The 16871-nt window shown below is 52.7% G+C and carries 14 protein-coding genes; 4 read left to right on the top strand and 10 right to left on the bottom strand.

What is annotated here, in order from left to right; genetic code table 11:
* Positions 1-20: 20 nt before the first annotated feature.
* The 3 genes from ptsP to Q8902_02805 all read right to left on the bottom strand — a co-directional run bounded on the left by ptsP (position 21) and on the right by Q8902_02805 (position 3262).
* Entirely contained in the window at positions 21-1883 is a 1863-nt protein-coding gene (ptsP, locus tag Q8902_02815; protein MDP4198485.1) for a phosphoenolpyruvate--protein phosphotransferase, read from the bottom strand.
* Positions 1884-1954: 71 nt separating this feature from the next.
* Complete coding sequence (locus tag Q8902_02810; GenBank protein ID MDP4198484.1) at positions 1955-2221, bottom strand: HPr family phosphocarrier protein; 267 nt, start codon at positions 2219-2221, stop codon at positions 1955-1957.
* A gap of 57 nt (positions 2222-2278) precedes the next feature.
* Positions 2279-3262 carry a polyprenyl synthetase family protein gene (locus tag Q8902_02805; protein ID MDP4198483.1) on the bottom strand — a complete coding sequence of 328 codons (984 nt, stop codon included), beginning with the start codon at positions 3260-3262 and terminating at the stop codon, positions 2279-2281.
* A 310-nt stretch (positions 3263-3572) separates the two neighbouring features.
* On the opposite strand from Q8902_02805, the gene Q8902_02800 reads away from it, so the two are divergent.
* On the top strand, positions 3573-4265 hold the full coding sequence (locus Q8902_02800) for a response regulator transcription factor (protein MDP4198482.1): 693 nt from the start codon (positions 3573-3575) through the stop codon (positions 4263-4265).
* 355 nt (positions 4266-4620) lie between these two features.
* Here the strand turns inward: Q8902_02800 and Q8902_02795 are convergent, their stop codons facing one another.
* From Q8902_02795 to Q8902_02785, 3 genes are all read right to left on the bottom strand, one after another.
* Positions 4621-5019 carry a KGG domain-containing protein gene (locus Q8902_02795; GenBank protein ID MDP4198481.1) on the bottom strand — a complete coding sequence of 133 codons (399 nt, stop codon included), beginning with the start codon at positions 5017-5019 and terminating at the stop codon, positions 4621-4623.
* Between the two features lie 44 nt (positions 5020-5063).
* Positions 5064-5312 (bottom strand): hypothetical protein, encoded by a 249-nt coding sequence (locus Q8902_02790; protein ID MDP4198480.1) that lies wholly within the window; start codon positions 5310-5312, stop codon positions 5064-5066.
* Positions 5313-6234: 922 nt separating this feature from the next.
* Positions 6235-6993, bottom strand: coding sequence for a hypothetical protein (locus Q8902_02785; protein ID MDP4198479.1), 759 nt, complete (start codon positions 6991-6993; stop codon positions 6235-6237).
* 731 nt (positions 6994-7724) lie between these two features.
* Between Q8902_02785 and Q8902_02780 the strand changes: the two genes are divergently transcribed.
* Together Q8902_02780 and Q8902_02775 are read left to right on the top strand one after the other, a co-directional pair.
* The gene (locus Q8902_02780) at positions 7725-8420 is read left to right on the top strand and encodes a hypothetical protein (GenBank protein MDP4198478.1); all 696 of its coding nucleotides are present in this window, start codon (positions 7725-7727) and stop codon (positions 8418-8420) included.
* A 1-nt stretch (position 8421) separates the two neighbouring features.
* Positions 8422-8913 carry a hypothetical protein gene (locus tag Q8902_02775; GenBank protein ID MDP4198477.1) on the top strand — a complete coding sequence of 164 codons (492 nt, stop codon included), beginning with the start codon at positions 8422-8424 and terminating at the stop codon, positions 8911-8913.
* 611 nt (positions 8914-9524) lie between these two features.
* Here Q8902_02775 and Q8902_02770 read toward each other — a convergent pair.
* Positions 9525-10409 (bottom strand): prolipoprotein diacylglyceryl transferase, encoded by an 885-nt coding sequence (locus Q8902_02770; protein MDP4198476.1) that lies wholly within the window; start codon positions 10407-10409, stop codon positions 9525-9527.
* A gap of 44 nt (positions 10410-10453) precedes the next feature.
* Here Q8902_02770 and Q8902_02765 point away from each other — a divergent pair, with 44 nt between their 5' ends.
* On the top strand, positions 10454-11356 hold the full coding sequence (locus Q8902_02765) for an FkbM family methyltransferase (GenBank protein ID MDP4198475.1): 903 nt from the start codon (positions 10454-10456) through the stop codon (positions 11354-11356).
* 8 nt (positions 11357-11364) lie between these two features.
* On the opposite strand, the gene Q8902_02760 is transcribed toward Q8902_02765, so the two are convergent.
* The 3 genes from Q8902_02760 to Q8902_02750 form a co-directional block, all read right to left on the bottom strand.
* Positions 11365-12726, bottom strand: a complete 1362-nt coding sequence (locus Q8902_02760) for a hypothetical protein (protein ID MDP4198474.1) — start codon at positions 12724-12726, stop codon at positions 11365-11367.
* Positions 12727-12902: 176 nt separating this feature from the next.
* Positions 12903-14570, bottom strand: coding sequence for a hypothetical protein (locus Q8902_02755; GenBank protein MDP4198473.1), 1668 nt, complete (start codon positions 14568-14570; stop codon positions 12903-12905).
* A 136-nt stretch (positions 14571-14706) separates the two neighbouring features.
* A complete protein-coding gene (locus Q8902_02750; protein MDP4198472.1) occupies positions 14707-16800 on the bottom strand; it encodes a LamG-like jellyroll fold domain-containing protein in 2094 nt (697 codons plus the stop codon).
* Between the last annotated feature and the right edge of the window lie 71 nt (positions 16801-16871).

Below are 16871 nucleotides of genomic sequence, written 5' to 3'. Positions count from 1 at the left end.
CGCTCACTCAAAATAGTCCTCTATCGCTTAATGAGCCGGGCACCAAATCCTGGACGCAGCGCGGATTGACTGAAGCGATCAATGAGTTCTCGCTCGTGCAGGAAGTGAAGGATCTGACGCTTCACTTCCTCGGCGGACACTGAACTTTCAAGGATCTTATCGACGAGCGGCCGGCATTCGTCATATCGCAGCAACCGAACGCGAGTGGCCAGCGAACGAACATCAGTCGGTACAACTGACATTTCGGAAATCCCCATGCCGATGAGGATTGGCGTCGCAAGTGGATTGCTGCCCAGCTCGCCACAAATCGAGACTGGCTTGCCTCCACGGCGTGCAGCGTCTGCGGTCATCTGAATGAGGCGCAGCACGGCGGGATGCAGATCTTGATACAACCCAGCAATGAGATCATTCCCCCGGTCTACGGCCAATGTATATTGCGTCAAATCGTTCGAGCCGATCGAAAGGTAGTCAACCATTGGCAAGAATGATTCGGCCATGATTGCGGCGCTCGGAACCTCGATCATAATGCCGATTGGCATCTTCTCATCGAATGGCTCTTCCTTTATCCGGAGATCATGCCTGGCTTGTTCGAGAAATTCAAGTGCACGGACTAATTCCTCGGATGTCGTAACCATCGGGAACATGACCCGAACATTTCCACGCGCCGAAGCACGTAGAATGGCACGAAGCTGTGCCAAAAATAATTCTGGTTCATCGAGGGAGATTCGAAGGCCGCGCCAGCCCAGAAATGGATTATCCTCGCGGTATGACCCACTCAATACCTTATCACCGCCCACATCGAAAGTGCGAAGTGTAATATAGGCCGGGTGGAATCGTTCGACAAGATCCCGATATAAGATCGTCTGCTCTTCTTCGGTTGGGAAATCATCATGGAGCAGTAAGAAGTGCTCGGTGCGTACCAACCCAAGTCCGATCGCCTGGGATCCGGCGGAGGCAGCACTCTTGCTGAGGCGTTCCGCCTCAGAGATGGCAATTTCACTGCCAAATTCCAAATTCATCAGAACACGAACCGCATGACCATCTGCTGTTCGCGCGCCAGCAAAATCGGGTTCAAAATTGGGCGTCTCCAGCTCTGCTCCAGTGCCCAGGACAAAGCTCTGCTCCTGCTCGTATCCTCGCAGCGTCTCCAGATCAGGATTCACGATGAGCTCGCCTCGTTCGCCATCCAGGATCAGAAGGTCACCTGTCTCGATCCGCTCGGCTGCAGAGTGCAATGCAACGAGTGCCGGCAATCCAAGCGAACGAGCTAAGATCGCTACATGACTTGTTACGCCTCCTCCATCAATTGCAAATCCGAGCACACTCGAACGCGCGAACAGGATCGCATCCGCCGGAGTCAGACTGTCCGCCACAAGTACGGAAGGCACTTCGATCTTCGAGAGCCATTTCTTTCGATCGAGCAAATAGCGAAGCAAACGTTGCTTAATGTCTTCAACGTCATCGACACGTTCTCGCATCAACACGTTCTCGCCAGTCTCGAACATATGCTGATGTTCGGAAAACTCTCGATCGACTACGAAGGCCGCGGGCTTCAGTTCGTTCTTTATCCGCTGTCGAATCTTACTCAGGATAAACTCGTCCGAGACCATCATCATTTGTGCCTCAAAGATTGCACTCGCGGGAGTGCCGACCTTTTGCTCGGCGACTCTTCGGACTTTTTCAATCTCCTGTCTGGCCTTGACGACGGCTGCATCAAACCGCTCGATCTCGCGACCAACCTCAGCCACATCCAACTTGCGATCTTCGGCGTAGAGCAAGGTCCGGTGATAGCGGTATGCCGGACCGATGGCAATACCTCGACTCGCCGCGATTCCACTGAATCGCAGGAGCTGTCGAGGTTCACTATTTCGCGTGTCGATCACAGATCAATGCTGAGTTCTAAGTAAAGCACTCCATGCAGCGGCGTCCATAGGTGACTATAATGCGTAACTGACTATTCCTCTTCAAATCCCTTATCGAAGTAGCTGACTATTTCTTCTGCGGCGACATCCTCGTCTGGGCCATCGAGTTCGAGTTCCAGTTCGGAACCTTGCGCGGCCGCAAGTGTCATGACACCGATGATCGACTTACCATTAATCCGGAATCCATCCTTGATAATAAAGAACTCCGAATTGAACTTGCTCGCGAGCTTGACGATCGCAGCGGCAGGCCGGGTATGTAAACCAGCCCGGTTTCGAATTGTGACGGTCCTTCGTATCACTCGTAAGCGTATCCAGTACTAAAAATTGAAAGCAAATCGCGAGCAGGCAGTCGAGCCCTAGTGATCACGTCCCAGGAATGAACGGCCAAATGCATGAAGGCGCTCCCGAGCCTCGGATTCCGGGATGGCATTCAGTGATGCCTCGGCCTTCTGAGTTTCACCCAGTGCGGCAGCTCGTGCACGCTCCAACACTCCGAGTCGCTCTAATAGCCCTTGCATCAACGGAATATCTCTTGGTGTTGCCCGTCGGTCCCGAACCTTCTCCAGCAGCGCAAGATCTTCTCCAGCAAGCGAGGAATATTGCTCCATAGCAGCTGCAAAAAGAAATGTCCTTTTGCCTTCGAGAATATCGCCACCGGGTGTCTTTCCGAAGGTGCGTTCATTCGCAGTCAGATCGAGCAGATCATCCATGATCTGGAATGCAAGTCCCAAATGATGCGCAAATCCTCGTACTTCTTCAACATACTGCCCCCCTCCGGCGAGAGCACCGAGCACAGCCGCAAGCTCAAAAACCTTAGAGGTCTTGAGATCGATCATGTCGATATACTCACTAATCGCGATAGTCTTTCGCCCTTCGAATTCCTCATCGAGTGCCTGCCCCTCGCAAACGGCGCGGAAGCCCAGCGCGAATTCGGTAACAATGCGGCCTAACAATGGTGACTGGATCATTGCCAGAGCTTGGTTTGCCAATGCCATGAGCCCATCGCCGGCTAGAATTGCCGTGCTGACCCCATACGTGGTGTGTAATGTAGGAAGACCTCTTCGTGTACTGGCATTGTCCATGATGTCATCATGGACCAGCGTAAAGGTGTGGAGCAATTCGACGGCGCAAGCTGCATTGAGGGTCGCATTCGTTACTTCGCGCGATTTTGAATTCGCAGAGGCAATGTCTGACGTGAGTAGCGTGAGCATGGGCCGCGCTCGTTTGCCACCGGCGCGAAGAACGTCGCCGATCGGGACATAAAGTGATTCCGGGGTGGCAGGCACGAGCGATAGAAGCTGCCATTCCATTTCATGCAGCGAGTCGGAACCGTCATTCATGAAGGATCTCATAATTTCGTTGGTAGCCACCGATCTTTGATTATTTTTGTAGCGGTAGTAAGCTTCATCAAGTTGTTCGTGCGTTTGCTGAGGGAAGCTTAAAAGGTACTAAAAATCACTCCATAGCTTAAAGAAATCTTCCGGCCGGGCCTAAAGGCCTAGCCGAATAGTGCGAATCTTGCAGGAAGCACGGTTTTTGCATTGTTTCAATGAGAATCAACATCGGCTTCGTAATGGCAAACTACTTCCGGAGCTTGCGCGTTGCCTTACCGGGGTTGTTTTCTTCTCTTACTAATTAATTTTCGCAGCTATGCGCATACTCGTAATTGAGGACGAAAAAAAAGTCGCTCGCTTTCTAGAACAGGGACTTCGCGAAGAGAAGTACGACGTCGATGTCGCGCTCGATGGCGAAGAAGGGCTACAGCGAGCCCTTTCGGAAGCATATGATCTGATCATTACAGACATCATGATGCCGAAAAAATCGGGCATCGAGGTCATCAAGGAGGTTCGCGCAGCTAAGCGCAATGTTCCTATTCTCTGTCTGACCGCCAAAACCGAGATTGGTGAAAAGGTTGAAGGTCTCGATGCCGGGGCCGACGATTACCTGACCAAGCCATTTCTTTTCGAAGAGCTTTCCGCCAGAGTGCGTTCCCTGCTACGTCGTTCGGATATCGAGAAGAAAACACAACTCGTCTCTCGCGATCTCGTGCTCGACACCGTGACACACACGGCGCGCCGGAAGAAGCCCGGTAGCGAGGAGGAGCAGCACATCCCGCTTACCGTAAAAGAATATGAGTTGCTCGAATATCTGATGCGGAACAAGGGCCGGATCCTTTCGCGCTCGGTTATCACGCAGCATGTGTGGGGCTATTCCTTCACCATGGGTTCGAACGTCATCGATGTCTACATCAAGCGGCTTCGAGAAAAAATCGATTCCGGCCAGGAAGAGAAGGATCGCTTGATCATCAGCGAGCGCGGCGTGGGATATGGTCTGAAGACATAAATGAAGCGCCCGCCTTTGATCCCGTTGGAATCATAGGCGGACGCAAGTCTTCGCAATCCGACACCAAGAAATGAAACCGGTGAGCCAGACGCCCACTACGTCCGGCCTAATGCTGGATCGTTATAGGGTTCACCGGGTGGCGTTGACAGTGTTCGCACCTTGCCCTGTAGCCCGGCCGGAGGCGCCCCGCGACGCGAAGGTTCGGAAGTGACCTTTCGGTCAACCGCGCCATCAACCTCACGGTCAACCGCCTGATCACTTACCGGGGTGCGACGTGCCGAATCAGATTGTGACTCGACCGGTGCACTTTCCCGTTGCGCGATGCCTCTTGAGCGTTCACGATCCATTGGCATGCTCACCGAACGGTATTGGCTGGTGAGGTTGCCGATGCAAGTGGACTAAGCCGTGCCAGTGGCGACTGGTTTGGTTGTGCCTGATTAGACGTCTGTCCCCTCAGCGAACTTCCGGCGTCCACCAGAAATGCTGAAGCAAGACCTCCTATCACGTTGGCACTACCAAGCACTCCTTCACCAATACCAGTATGGCTTGCGCCGGATTCTGATACATAGTTCATGCGTGGAGCGTTACGACTTCCACGGCTCTCGCCTCCCTTACGTCCAGCAGCTCGCGCTTCCTCGGGCGACCACTCGTGCGCCTTGCCTTTGGCATGCGCCGCGCGGCCGCCTTTCGATGCGATCCACCGCTGTTTCTCCTGGTTCATTGATGCAAATCCACGTTTACTCGTATTGGCCATAGTGTTCTCCATTTCGTTAGTGAGGACCGCGCGAATCGCGAACATTACTCGTTCATTGAACTACCCTGAGAGGTCTTGTTCGTTTGAGATGGGTTCGACTGGGATCCACGGTTTGGATTGCTCTGCTGTGAACCTTGCCGTCCGCTTTGCGAGCTGCTTTGCGAGCCGCTCTGCGAGCCACTTCGGGAGGTGTCCTTCGTGCCACTCTGAGAGCCGCTGCGCGAGGGAATCTGATTCGAAGAATTGCTGCGATTGTCACGTGATGGATTCTGATTCGGTTGATTTTGTGCCATGATGATTATGAGTTGATTGGGGTTGGAAAATGGTTGAAATACAAATTCTCGCCTTTTCCATGCGGCTGCAAGGCGCGGCTGCCTGGCGGCTGCCAGGCGGCCGCCAGCGACGACGCGCATCCGATGGATAGGCGATTGGTTCGTCACAACCATTGTGCCTGATTCCATTTCGATTTAACTCAGCCATTCACTTTATCCAGTACCACTTTGACACGACACCGCTTTCAGTAGCGCGACCTTGGGACCATTGGCAAAATTGGCTCTCGAACAAGCGGTCGTTCATCCTCGCATTCGGTAGGTGACACTTCCTACCTTCACCGCTTGCCCCGAGACACCGCAAAGAATTTTGAGTATCTTTTTTGTTTGTTTTTCATGAATCACGGTGTCCCTTAGCCCGCCATGTTTGGCCCATTGCAAAAATGCCGATATTTGCGTCCTATTCGTAATTCGTCATTCGTAACTCGTAATTGAAGTGGACCCCTTCCCCCTATTATAACAAGGTTCGACACCCGCGGCAACTCAATTTTTCGATGAATTTTTGAATATTATTGTAGGGACGTGCCGCGCACGTCCTGACTGCTGGTAGTACCCGAATGTCTGAGGTAGTCCGAGAAAGGACGCGCGCAGCACGTCCCTACGGCTGGACCCGAGTGTCTGTGGTATTCCGAGAAAGGACGTGCGCAGCACGTCCCTACGGCCAGTTCGCGCCCTCGCTTGGGCACCAGCGCCGGCAGGCACGACCGCCGCGGCGGATTGGTAGCCGGTGACGCCAGTCACCGGATAGCGATTGAAATGAGGAGCAGAGTCCTGGTAGGGACGCGATGAATTTCGCAAATATTTCGGAATTATGTACTTTGCTCACCAGAGGGAAAGGCGGGACGGAGAGTGAACTCCCGTTTGCTACTAGGTTTTTGGACTCTTCTTACTTCTCACTGGCTATTGGAGTTGCCTTCATCTCATTTTCCTTTTCAGCGCGCTTGCGGCGATAATACGATCTGACCCTTCTGAAGAGTTTGCCAATGCGCTTTCGACCGCCTCCATAAGCACGCTGGAAGCGGCTATACTCCACGGTGTAATTGGCACGAACCACGAATCTCTCTCGTACATAATCATACTCTCTTTCTTCGATATGGCAATAATAATCGTTTGCCATACCATGATAACTTATTTCTATGCGATATTTAAGTGGATTGTGTCCAGCAATGGTATCTTCTACCGGCCCGATGAAAAAGACCGGCACATCAAACTTTTTCGTCTCGCCAGGAGGAAGAGTAAATCGGGCGTCTGTCGGACCAAAGTGAAGCCATTCGTCCTTCATTGGCGGTGACCCCTTAATCGTTAGCAATAGATGGAAGGCAACGTCGAATATACTGGCGGCAGTTTGGCCTGAATTCTTAAGTGTCGTACCCAGCATAATCATTTTTTCAAGATGCTGCCCTTTGCCCGGCCCCCATTCAATCTCTTGCTGTACTCCGATTATCGGTTTGAACTGATTTAGAAATATCATTCGTGTGGTCGTGGCAGTGCGCCTGTTCGCCCACCACAATAAGATGGATGCTCCAAAGTTGAGGACCATAGCCACCGCAATGACGGCGTTCGAATTGCTTACTGCATTAGGGCCGGTCAGGGAATTGACAACCGACTGATAGGCGCTAATAATGGGACGAAGAAGCCAATCCATGCTTTCAGGGGACGTTAATCAGGCTGGCCCCTAACGCGTGCTCAATCCGCGCAATTGTCTTCAGTGTGAGGTTCGTTTGGCCCTCAAGGATTCGGCTTACAACGGAATCGCGCATTCCCGCTTTGTTGGCGAGCTCGCGCTGATTCATCTTCTTTTCTTCCAAAAGCTTCCGAATCCGATCAATTACAGCCCCCCGTTTTTTCTGGAATAGTCTCGCCGCTGGTGCCATGACTCTAAGAACCGGTTTGGCTCAAAAACAATTTCACATAAAAGCGAATTCCTCAGCATCTCGCCAAATTCGCTGTTTTACATATATGCGAAGCCATCAGACTCAGCCAAGTACACTTCTAAAGGCGTCCGTTCCTTTAGGTTCAACAATCGCAAGACTGATGACGGCAACCCGTTTCATGCTGGTTCTTCAAACAATAGCGGGACGCAGACTCACGCACGAACAACTCCTGAATCTTGGCTGAAAGCAGAAAGCGCATAGATAAATGTTGAATAGGACGAGGGCGCGGCTCCACATCAGCGTTTCGAATCGTTCCTGAAGCGTCTCATCTCCTTGTCGCCAGAGAAGGTCTAAAATATTGGAGAAGCAAAAAAGATTGCGAAAGAGGCCACAAAAACGCGACAACTGACTCTTTGCCTGAGCCTTTAAGCAACTTTGGCTTGCCGATTGCCGTATATTTGTATGTCTAAGTACTTTTCAGAACACAATTTCAAAAAGCACAGTGGCAGAGGGACTGAGATTTCAAGGGATACCCCCCGAGGATTTAGCTGCATTTGAAGCGATTTTCGTTGCCGACGATAAAGCCTTCGGCGAAATTCAGACTGCCTTAAATTCTGCTCCGAAGGATCTTAAGGCGTTGGCGATCATTGAGCATATCGCCAAGCTGACGAATGTGATTCCACGCGAGACGCTTAAGACTCTAATCGTATCTATTAAGAGTCTCTTATCCGCTATGGATAGATACCGGATTAAAGCAGCGGATGCAAGCAGGGACATTGTCGGACAATCTTTACAGCAAGGCCTGACGACCCTCAAGCGCGAAGATGCGGAAAAATACGAGTCACGATTATCGGTTTTCTTAAACAATCCGCAGCTTGTACTTTCTTCAAAAGCGCTAAACGTTCTTACCGATCATAACCGCACATTCGGAACGGTCCGAATAATAACTGATTTACGTCCGATTTTTGGGGAGGACCCTGCTGAAGAGCCGCACGCATGGATGCTCTACCACACCCTGCATCTACGCTGCAATCTTGGTAAAGATATTGAGGACGATATTTATGTTGCCCTCGATACAGCCGATTTAAGAGCAATGCAGGCGGCGATCGAACGTGCAACAACAAAACAGAAGATTCTGATAAATAAAATCAGGGGTTTCAAATTGGATTACCTAACACCTGACGAGGTAGAGGCCTAATATGATTCATTCGACTCTAAGAGCAAAGACCGCTTTCAGGGTTGCGAGGCGCAACTACTATGGAATTCAAACACCCGGAAAACATAATCCATTTGAAGCGATGGTGTTTTTCAGTTTTGATAAGTCTGAAATTGACATCACTACTGAAAATCTATTTATCGAATTCCAGCAAAAACTTTTCGAAGAAACTGCTGGCACGTCACGCTTTCGGGATATACTGATAAATCAGCATTATCGCTGGATGGTTAGCTTAGGGGAGCCGCTTGTTCCGATTCTTCTTCGAGAGCTTGCACTTGACCCATCCCCTATTTGGGCTACGCTTCTGTTCGACATTAATCGAATCAATCCTGTTCCACCAGAAGAACGACAAGATTTTAGGAAAGTTGTTGGTCGCTGGAGGGAATGGGGATACAAGGAGAAATATCTGCGTGACGACCGAGAAGGTCCCCGACATGCTCAGGGTTCGGTTGAGGCTATCTCAACCACTAACTGAGAAGAACCATACCCCTACAAGCCCGCCAGATCGGGCGTATAATTGCTTCGGATGGGCAATGTGTAGCATTGAGCTTCGCATAGATCCTAATCCGCCCGATGAGTATGCTTACGGGAATGTCTTTTGGCCCGCAGGATTGTCTCGCAATTATTCGAAAGACACGTTTATCGAATTATATAGGCGATTCGAATTCGAAAAGTGTGACGATGGACAACTTGAAGATGGGTTTCAGAAGATCGTGCTCTTCGTCGCGGATGATGAGGTTACGCACGCCGCGCGACAGCTTTCAAACGGGCAATGGACAAGTAAGCTAGGGTTTGAAGATTTGGATATGACCCACGTTGAAGCCGCCGTTCTTGCCGGCGAGAGGTATGGAGAACCAAAGATATACATGAAGCGGGCTAGAACCGAACCAGACCCCGAACCCCCTTCTGTTGCTAAGATGCCGCCGAATCCTCTATATCTGCGAAATAGAGTCAGGTGAGTCAAGTATATGATCGTGAAATCTTTGCAGTACCCCGGTAAACGCTCTCTCTGGTTTGTTGGAATAGCTGTTAGGAAGGCATTCAGATCTGATCCCTGAATGCGCAAATTCGGCGGCCAACCCGCTCCTACTTCGCTGCTGACGCGCTCGGCGGACGCCGCAGGGCCAGCGCTACGCCACCGGCGAGGATCATCGCAATCGAAATCCACTGGGCCATTGAAAGCCCGGCATAGAGCGGATTGATACGAATGAATTCGATGAGCAGACGCTCGACTCCCATCACGACTAAGGTAATCGAAAAAAGCTTTCCATATTGGGTCTCGTACTTCACTCGATACCTCCAAATCAGCGCGAAGGCAATCAGACAGAAGATCGTCTCATAGACCGGTGCGGGATGCACGGTTACCACTTCATCGAATCGGCTGATCCGCTGACCAAGTTCATCCTTGCCCACCGTGATCGAGGCGAGCGAATCGTAATGCCATGCGGCCCGCTCATCGGGATGCATCCGAAAATAATCGATCTCGGTCACGGTCGGCTTTGCCGTCCCTTGCGGATAGGACATGGCCCACGGCGCGTGCGATGGAATTCCATAATCGCCATCACCGGCAAGCTGGCAACCGATCCGGCCAATACCATACGCAAGCAATACGACGGGCGCAAGAATATCGGCAAAGAGCGAAAAGCGAAGCCGTTTGCGCTTGACGTAAAAATAGATCCACGCCATCGCAACGAGGAACCCGCCATAGAATGTAAGTCCGGCAGGCGAGAAAAGCTGTCCGATGGGATCATGGACAAAGTCCTGCCAATTTTCGAGAATGGAGAATATCTTACTCCCTGCAACTCCACCGATCAGCGCGATGATGGTGATCTGCCCGGCGATCCGGACATCGAGGCCGCGCCGCGCGAGCTCCTTCGTGAAAAAATAATTCGCAGTGAGGAATGCCACGGCCATCATGAGACCGAAGCTATACAAGGTAATGGGGCCGAGATGAAAGAGTACTGGGTGCATTCGAACCGTTAAACGGTTGGCTTTGCCGTTTGGTTACGTATTGCATGCGCTTGCTTTTTGGCTTCTTTCGATGGCTGCTCGTCGCCTGCACCGGCCGCGGTTACGATCGTTCGGACCGGGTAAACACGTTGCATCACAAACTCGCGTACCGTCTCCACCGGCGTTTGCCGCAATTTGGAATCGTCGGGCTGCAGAAGGTCGCCCCGCCCGCGCTTGATGGCCGCCATCTTTACGTGCGTGCCGAAGATGGCGGCGTCGGACATCAGTTCATCATGTACCGCGAGTATGAGCCATTCGAAACTGAGATTGTCCGCGAGCGCCTAAAACCGGGAATGACCGTCTTCGATATTGGCGCGAATATCGGCTACTACGTAACGCTTGCATCAATCTGTGTTGGCGAAACCGGTCGTGTCATAGCCTTCGAGCCGGCTCCGGAAAATCTGGAATTGCTCCGGCGGACCGTCACCGAGAATCATCTGGATAACGTGACGATCGTCGAGTGCGCGGTGGGTGCGGAGGATGGCATGGCCACACTTGCGCTGAGTCCGACGAACTCCGGCGATCATCAATTGCGTGGAGATACACATCGAGAAGGTGTGGTCGTTCCGGTTCGATCGATCGACTCTCTGATCGGCGCAGGGCTTCCCAGGCCGGATGCAATCATCATGGATGTGCAAGGCTCGGAACTCGATGTTCTCATCGGCATGAAAGGACTCATCGATCTCCATCCGCCAGAATTTTTGATGACGGAATATTGGCCTCGAGGCCTCGATGCGCGGCACCCAAACGGCGGAGCGACATATCTTAACACATTACTCGAAGCCGGCTTCTCCATCCGGATCATCGATGCAAAACACAAGCGACTGAGAGAATTACCTCAGAGTAAAACCGGACAAACTGATTTCGAAGGCGAAGTGAATTTGCTCTGCGTGCGGACGAAATCATAGCACTATCATCACGAATCGAGCACCACGATGATTCGCCCGGGATTACTATCGGTGAGCTGGTATTCCGCATTCTTAGCATAGTCGCCAAGCGCATCTGTTATGCGCTTCGTCAGGTCGCGTTGTTGTTCGGCAAGCTCGGCGGTTCGTGGTTTGAGTATCGTAATGCGATCGCTCGGTTGGGCCAGAGACTTCATACGGTCCAGCAGGAGCCCCAGTGTCTCATTTCCTCCTTCATGTGCAGCATAATTGAGCGAGAATTCGAACCGCAATTGTTTTTTCTCAACGGTTCGGACTTTGCCATTCGTATCGACTGGCGGTAGTATCAGCGTATCCCGAACGACTGCGGAGCCGCGACTACTTCGAAACTCTGCAACCAACGTATTCCAGGCCCCGATGTTCAGATGAGCGAGAGCTTCGAGGAAACCCGGATCGGTGTCGAGTTCTGTGGTATCGCGTGCAACTCCCGCGCGATTGAATGCGGTCATTGATGTCTGCATCAATTTGAGCGTATCTTTGGAAATGGTCAAGTCTCCAGAGACTCCGCCCTCCATTTCAACCAAGACCGCGAGTTGAGGAAGATGGTAGGATTCAACAACCCATTGCTTCACTATGGGAGCATCGTTCGCAGAATCGCTCATGGTATACTGCTTGACAAATTGTTTGACCCGCTCGAGAGGCACCTCACGTTTGACCAGTGCGCGATTGACCAGAAATTTCACAATCGGTTCAGCAGCGGTGGGCTCGACCGTTCGTTCAGGGGCAGTCACGGAAGGCTCAGATGCCGTTATAGGATAGGCCAGAGAGATTCCAATACTCCAGGCATTCGCTCCCGCATCCTGAAGTTGCGAGAGATCAACGCGGGCTGTGAGTTCGGGTTGAATCGCCCAGCCAGCGGGCCCTATTGCGAAGCCGGAGATCGCGCCAAAGTGGAAAGGAGCAGACATTGTGGCAACATCGACGCCATTGCGATTGACCTTGCCGAGTACTCGCTCCGAAACCCACGGACCAAGTCGCAATGAAATCCCCGAAGCACTCCACTCGGCCAACGCCTCAGCGACAAGCTTCCATTCGTGACCAGAAATCGTATCGCCACCCGCAATCGAAAGAAACTCTCCGGTTGTGTAGACACCCTCGATGCGACCGATGAGTCCAATAGGACCCATGAGTCGCATTGTTGCCTGAACACCCAATCCTACCGAGAATGCCGAACTGACTCCAGTGTCCGCTAATTTCGCATGGTTATATGCACCCGGTGCGCGGCTAATAAACAGCGGTGAACCGAATTCGAATGACGCGACGGGAGAGACTGACTGTGCTTCAGCCAGCCCTACGAACAAGAACGAAAATAGGATTAGGGATGCGGCTCTCACGCACCGAACATAACACGTATGCTCGCGTAAAGGGTGGCATCACACCGCGAAAAAGCCCGCGCGAAATCGCGCGGGCCTTTGCATCGAAGACCCAATGGATTATCGGACGAGCCAATACAAGACAGAGCGGCCAAGTAAGGCAATATGATGCTCGTCTCGAGCGGCGATGCGCCACATTACTTCTTCAGGAAGTAGAGCTGGCCCGATTGATTGAGAATTGCGAGCGGTCCGTCACCGTGTGAGATGCAAAGCCATGTTCCGGATGTCGGTGATTGATCGTTCCACGTCATGCCGCCATCCATTGTGAACAGTAGCCGTTCCCCCGCCACCCAAGCCTTATTGCTACCCACATCATAAATCGAACCAGGCGCGTTGACCCCGCCTCCCGGCGTCCAAACTTCTCCGATATACCCCTTCAAGCTTTGTGCGGACCGAAGAATCGCGCCCTGGTCGGAAATCGCGATGGCCTCGTAGGGGAAAGAGGTTGACGAAATTGAAACTCGACGCCAATTGCCAGTGCCAGTCGATCGGTCTTTCCATCGGCTACTATCGCCATTAATCGCCAATGAATCAGCGACAAAGATCTGTCCCCCATCGCCAACAGCAATCAGCGGATAACCGGGCATAATGTCCACACCGGAAGCTACAACACCGTACAGGGGCTTTGGCGTATGGCGTTCGAGCTTCCAAAGTTTTCCACCCAGCGGGTCCGAGGAGAAAAGAATAACGCCGTTACCCGCAACATCCGAACCGACCGCCGAGCGGTTCAGTAAGCTGATGATCGCTCCGCGAAGCGTCGCAATGCCGGATGGCAATGTGGCTGGCATCCAGGTCAATCCATAGTCCGTCGTGTAAAGGATACCAGCGCCCGCCCCATCGTCACCTACGACGATTCCTCTGGCGTCAACTTCGCCGTTCCCGTTCGATTCGAAGCATACTGCGTAAAGGTCCTTCTGAGTCGCATTCTGTTGAATCTGCTGCCAGGTCCTGCCACTGTCAGCGGATCGCCAAATTGCTCCGTGGAGGCCACACGCAATTCCGACCCGTCCGGTATCGATCCAGCAAATGTCCTGAATGCCTCCCGCTGGGAGCGTGCCACCCTGAGTCCAGCGGGAAGTAGGAGTAGATGGGGAGGAATCTACCTGACGCGCATACCATCCGCCTTCATGGTATCGACTGCTGACTTCGGCAGCGGACATTGCACGGTGCAAAATGATAATGTCATCAAGTCTGGAGGAATCGTTGGTATACTCTCTCCATGTACCAGTTCTGATATCCAGTTGAGTAAGTCCTGGCGAGCCAGCAAAATCACCGTAGGTCTTCGTGGCTACCAAGAGGCTATCGCGGTAAAGCGTTGCGCTCGTATGTGCGACCACCACAAGTGTGAACATCCGCCACGCATCCGCGGAAATAGTCCGACCTGACCTGACGATGCCGCAGCCCATTAAGTCAGCCTGGAATCCTGAGGTGTCACCACCAAATCCATAAATTCCTGATGCGATACCCCACCCGCCCCGCGCAGAAACGTTAGCCCATGCCGAGATGGTGTAGGAATCATTGCTATCGAAATCAAGAATACTTGGGACATGCATCCCGCCGCTGATACTGATCAATTCTATCGCTTTCCCGGCGTGTCCAAATCGATCTACAATATAATTCGTGGTTCCGGTAAGCACCCCGTCATGTCCATTTCCGCTTACGTCCCTCGTGTTGCCATCGAAGGACCAGTGAGCGATCGTGTCCGAGCTACCCGTTGCGATCAGATTGGGCTGTAGAGCGCTATGACAGCTCGCGATCGTCAGGAGGAAGAGAGCGCATGCGAGAGAAATCCAGATTCTTTTCATCGATTCTTTTGGTTGAGAAATGAGAACCTCGATGATAGAACCCATCCGAAGACCCAAAGTTACAGATCGCAGCTTCACATCCCGAAACAAAAAGCCCGCGCCAGGAGCGCGGGCTTCCTTCTCCTTTCGAAAACACCTATCTTGTTATCCAGTAATAGAATCCCCGATCGGTCATCAGCGCGATATGATGGGCGTCGCGGGGAGTCAGCGCTCGCGTTTGGCCCCATAGCGCACCTCCTTCATCTCTCCACGTCTTTCCGCCATCGAGTGTGCGATGAAGACGATCACTCGAGGCCCAGGCTTCAAGTCCTCCTGCTGCATAGACGAGATTAGGATCGCCGAGCCCGGGACTTTCGGTCCATGCCTTGCCTGCATCGGTTGACAACAGAGTGGAATTGTTGTCGGTCGTTACGAGAGCTTCGAACGTGCCATTCAGCATCGCTGTGTTCGAGGCCATCGAGATTCTGCGCAGGTTACTCGAGCCAGTCGATCGATCTCCCCATGTTGCTCCGGCGTCTTGCGACACAAAAATCTGACCTCCATCGCCAACAGCGATGATCGGACTGCCAAATGATAGGTCAACAACGAAGGCGATGGAGTATAGCGGTTTCGGCGTTGTCATGGCGATTTGCCACGTCCGGCCAAAATCGGCGGACGACAGGATGACCCCGTTGCCGGAAGAATCACTGCCGACCGCGATAAAGCTATGCGGAGCGGGTAGCGCGATCACATCGCGCAGTGTTGCGATGCTCGCTGGGATCGTGGCACGTATCCAATGCGCGCCCTGATCCGTTGTTTGAATGATGACCGCTCGCGGAGCTATTGGACACGTGGTGCAATAGCCTACTGCCACCCCTAATTGCTTGTTCTGAAAGGCCACGGCGAACAGGTCATTCACGGTGAGTCCTTGCTGCAGTTGCTGCCAGGTTGCCCCGCTATCGGTGGTCGCGAACAGGATACCGTATAGCCCACAAGCATATCCATCGGCGCCATCGATTGTTCCAGGAGCCCCGGTAGGGGCGAGTGCCCATCGCATTCCGAGGATTGTCGACATCAATGCCGGAGCAGTGCCCTTGACAAGCTGGAAGGCGCTCCCGGTATCCGATGGCGGCGCTACCGTACCATCGAGCTCGATCGCCAGTGTCAATGTTTGTGTCCCCGATTGACCACGATATGTAATCGTTAGCATCGCCGTATGTGATCCAGTCGATCCCGCTGGTTGCCAGGTAACCGGAATGTCGATCGAGTCAAGATGAGAAACTGTAGCTGGTAGCGTCAACATCCCTAATGAAAACTCCAATGCATTAGGACCCGTGACGGTGACACTCTGGATTGTGCAAGCGGAACTGACGGTATCGAGAGCGCTCAGCTCCTTAACCACACTCCCGCCCACTGGCGCAGTACCGAAATCTCCCGACGTGCTCTTAGTCCACACGAGGTCGGAAGATGCATTCCCTCCCGACCATCCGCCTTCGTGGAAGCGGGCTTGGATGTCTTGCAGCGTGAGCGCGCGACCGTAGATCGCCATTTCACCGAGATCGCCATCGTAAAGTTGACCGAGCGCATTCTTCGCGATCATGGGGTTGCCCGGGTTGTTGAAATCGGGGCTGAGTTGTGGGACAGTCGTATCCGTCTCGAGAACGCCATCCACGTAGAGGCAAATGGTGCTGCTTGAAGACCCGCCGGAAGACTGCTGCTCAGATACGGAGACCGCTACGAAATGCCACTTAATGTCATCGACCTTCGTGTGTCCGGTCATCACGAGGGTCGTTCTCGGTTGCGGGATCTGCTCATCCTGCCACCCCGTGAAACTGGCAGAGACCGAACTCTTCGAAATGTTGACTTGATAACCTGGATACGAGTTATCGGCGGGACTATTCGTCAAGATCGGCTCTTCGGTGTTTCCGGTCTTCACCCATGCCGTGATCGTAAATGAGCTATTCTTGGTAAACTCGAGTCCGTCCTTATCCGCAAGCGGAATGTACGTTGCCCCACCGAATTGGATAGCCCCGGAAGGATTACCAAATCGGTCTGAGGTGAAAATGATCTGGCCTTGCGCACTGCCATTATGACCGTGCCCCGTAACATCGGTAAGGTTGCCCTGGAACGAGTAGTACGCGATCGTATCGGAACCACTCGTCGAGCCTCCCGGCTCGGGCGGTAATTTATCGCGGCAACTCGAAAGAAGCGAAATCGCAAGAACGGAGACCAGCAGCAGTCGTAGTTTCATGATCGTTGGATTGCAGAGTTAAGACGAAAGGAAGACGGATTGCGTGCGCACAACCTGACATGTCAGGTTTT

The organism is Bacteroidota bacterium, assembly GCA_030706745.1.
GTDB lineage: Bacteria > Bacteroidota > Ignavibacteria > Palsa-1295 > Palsa-1295 > PALSA-1295.
Note: the sequence above shows the minus strand (reverse complement) of the source record. Positions and strands in the feature narration are given on the sequence as shown.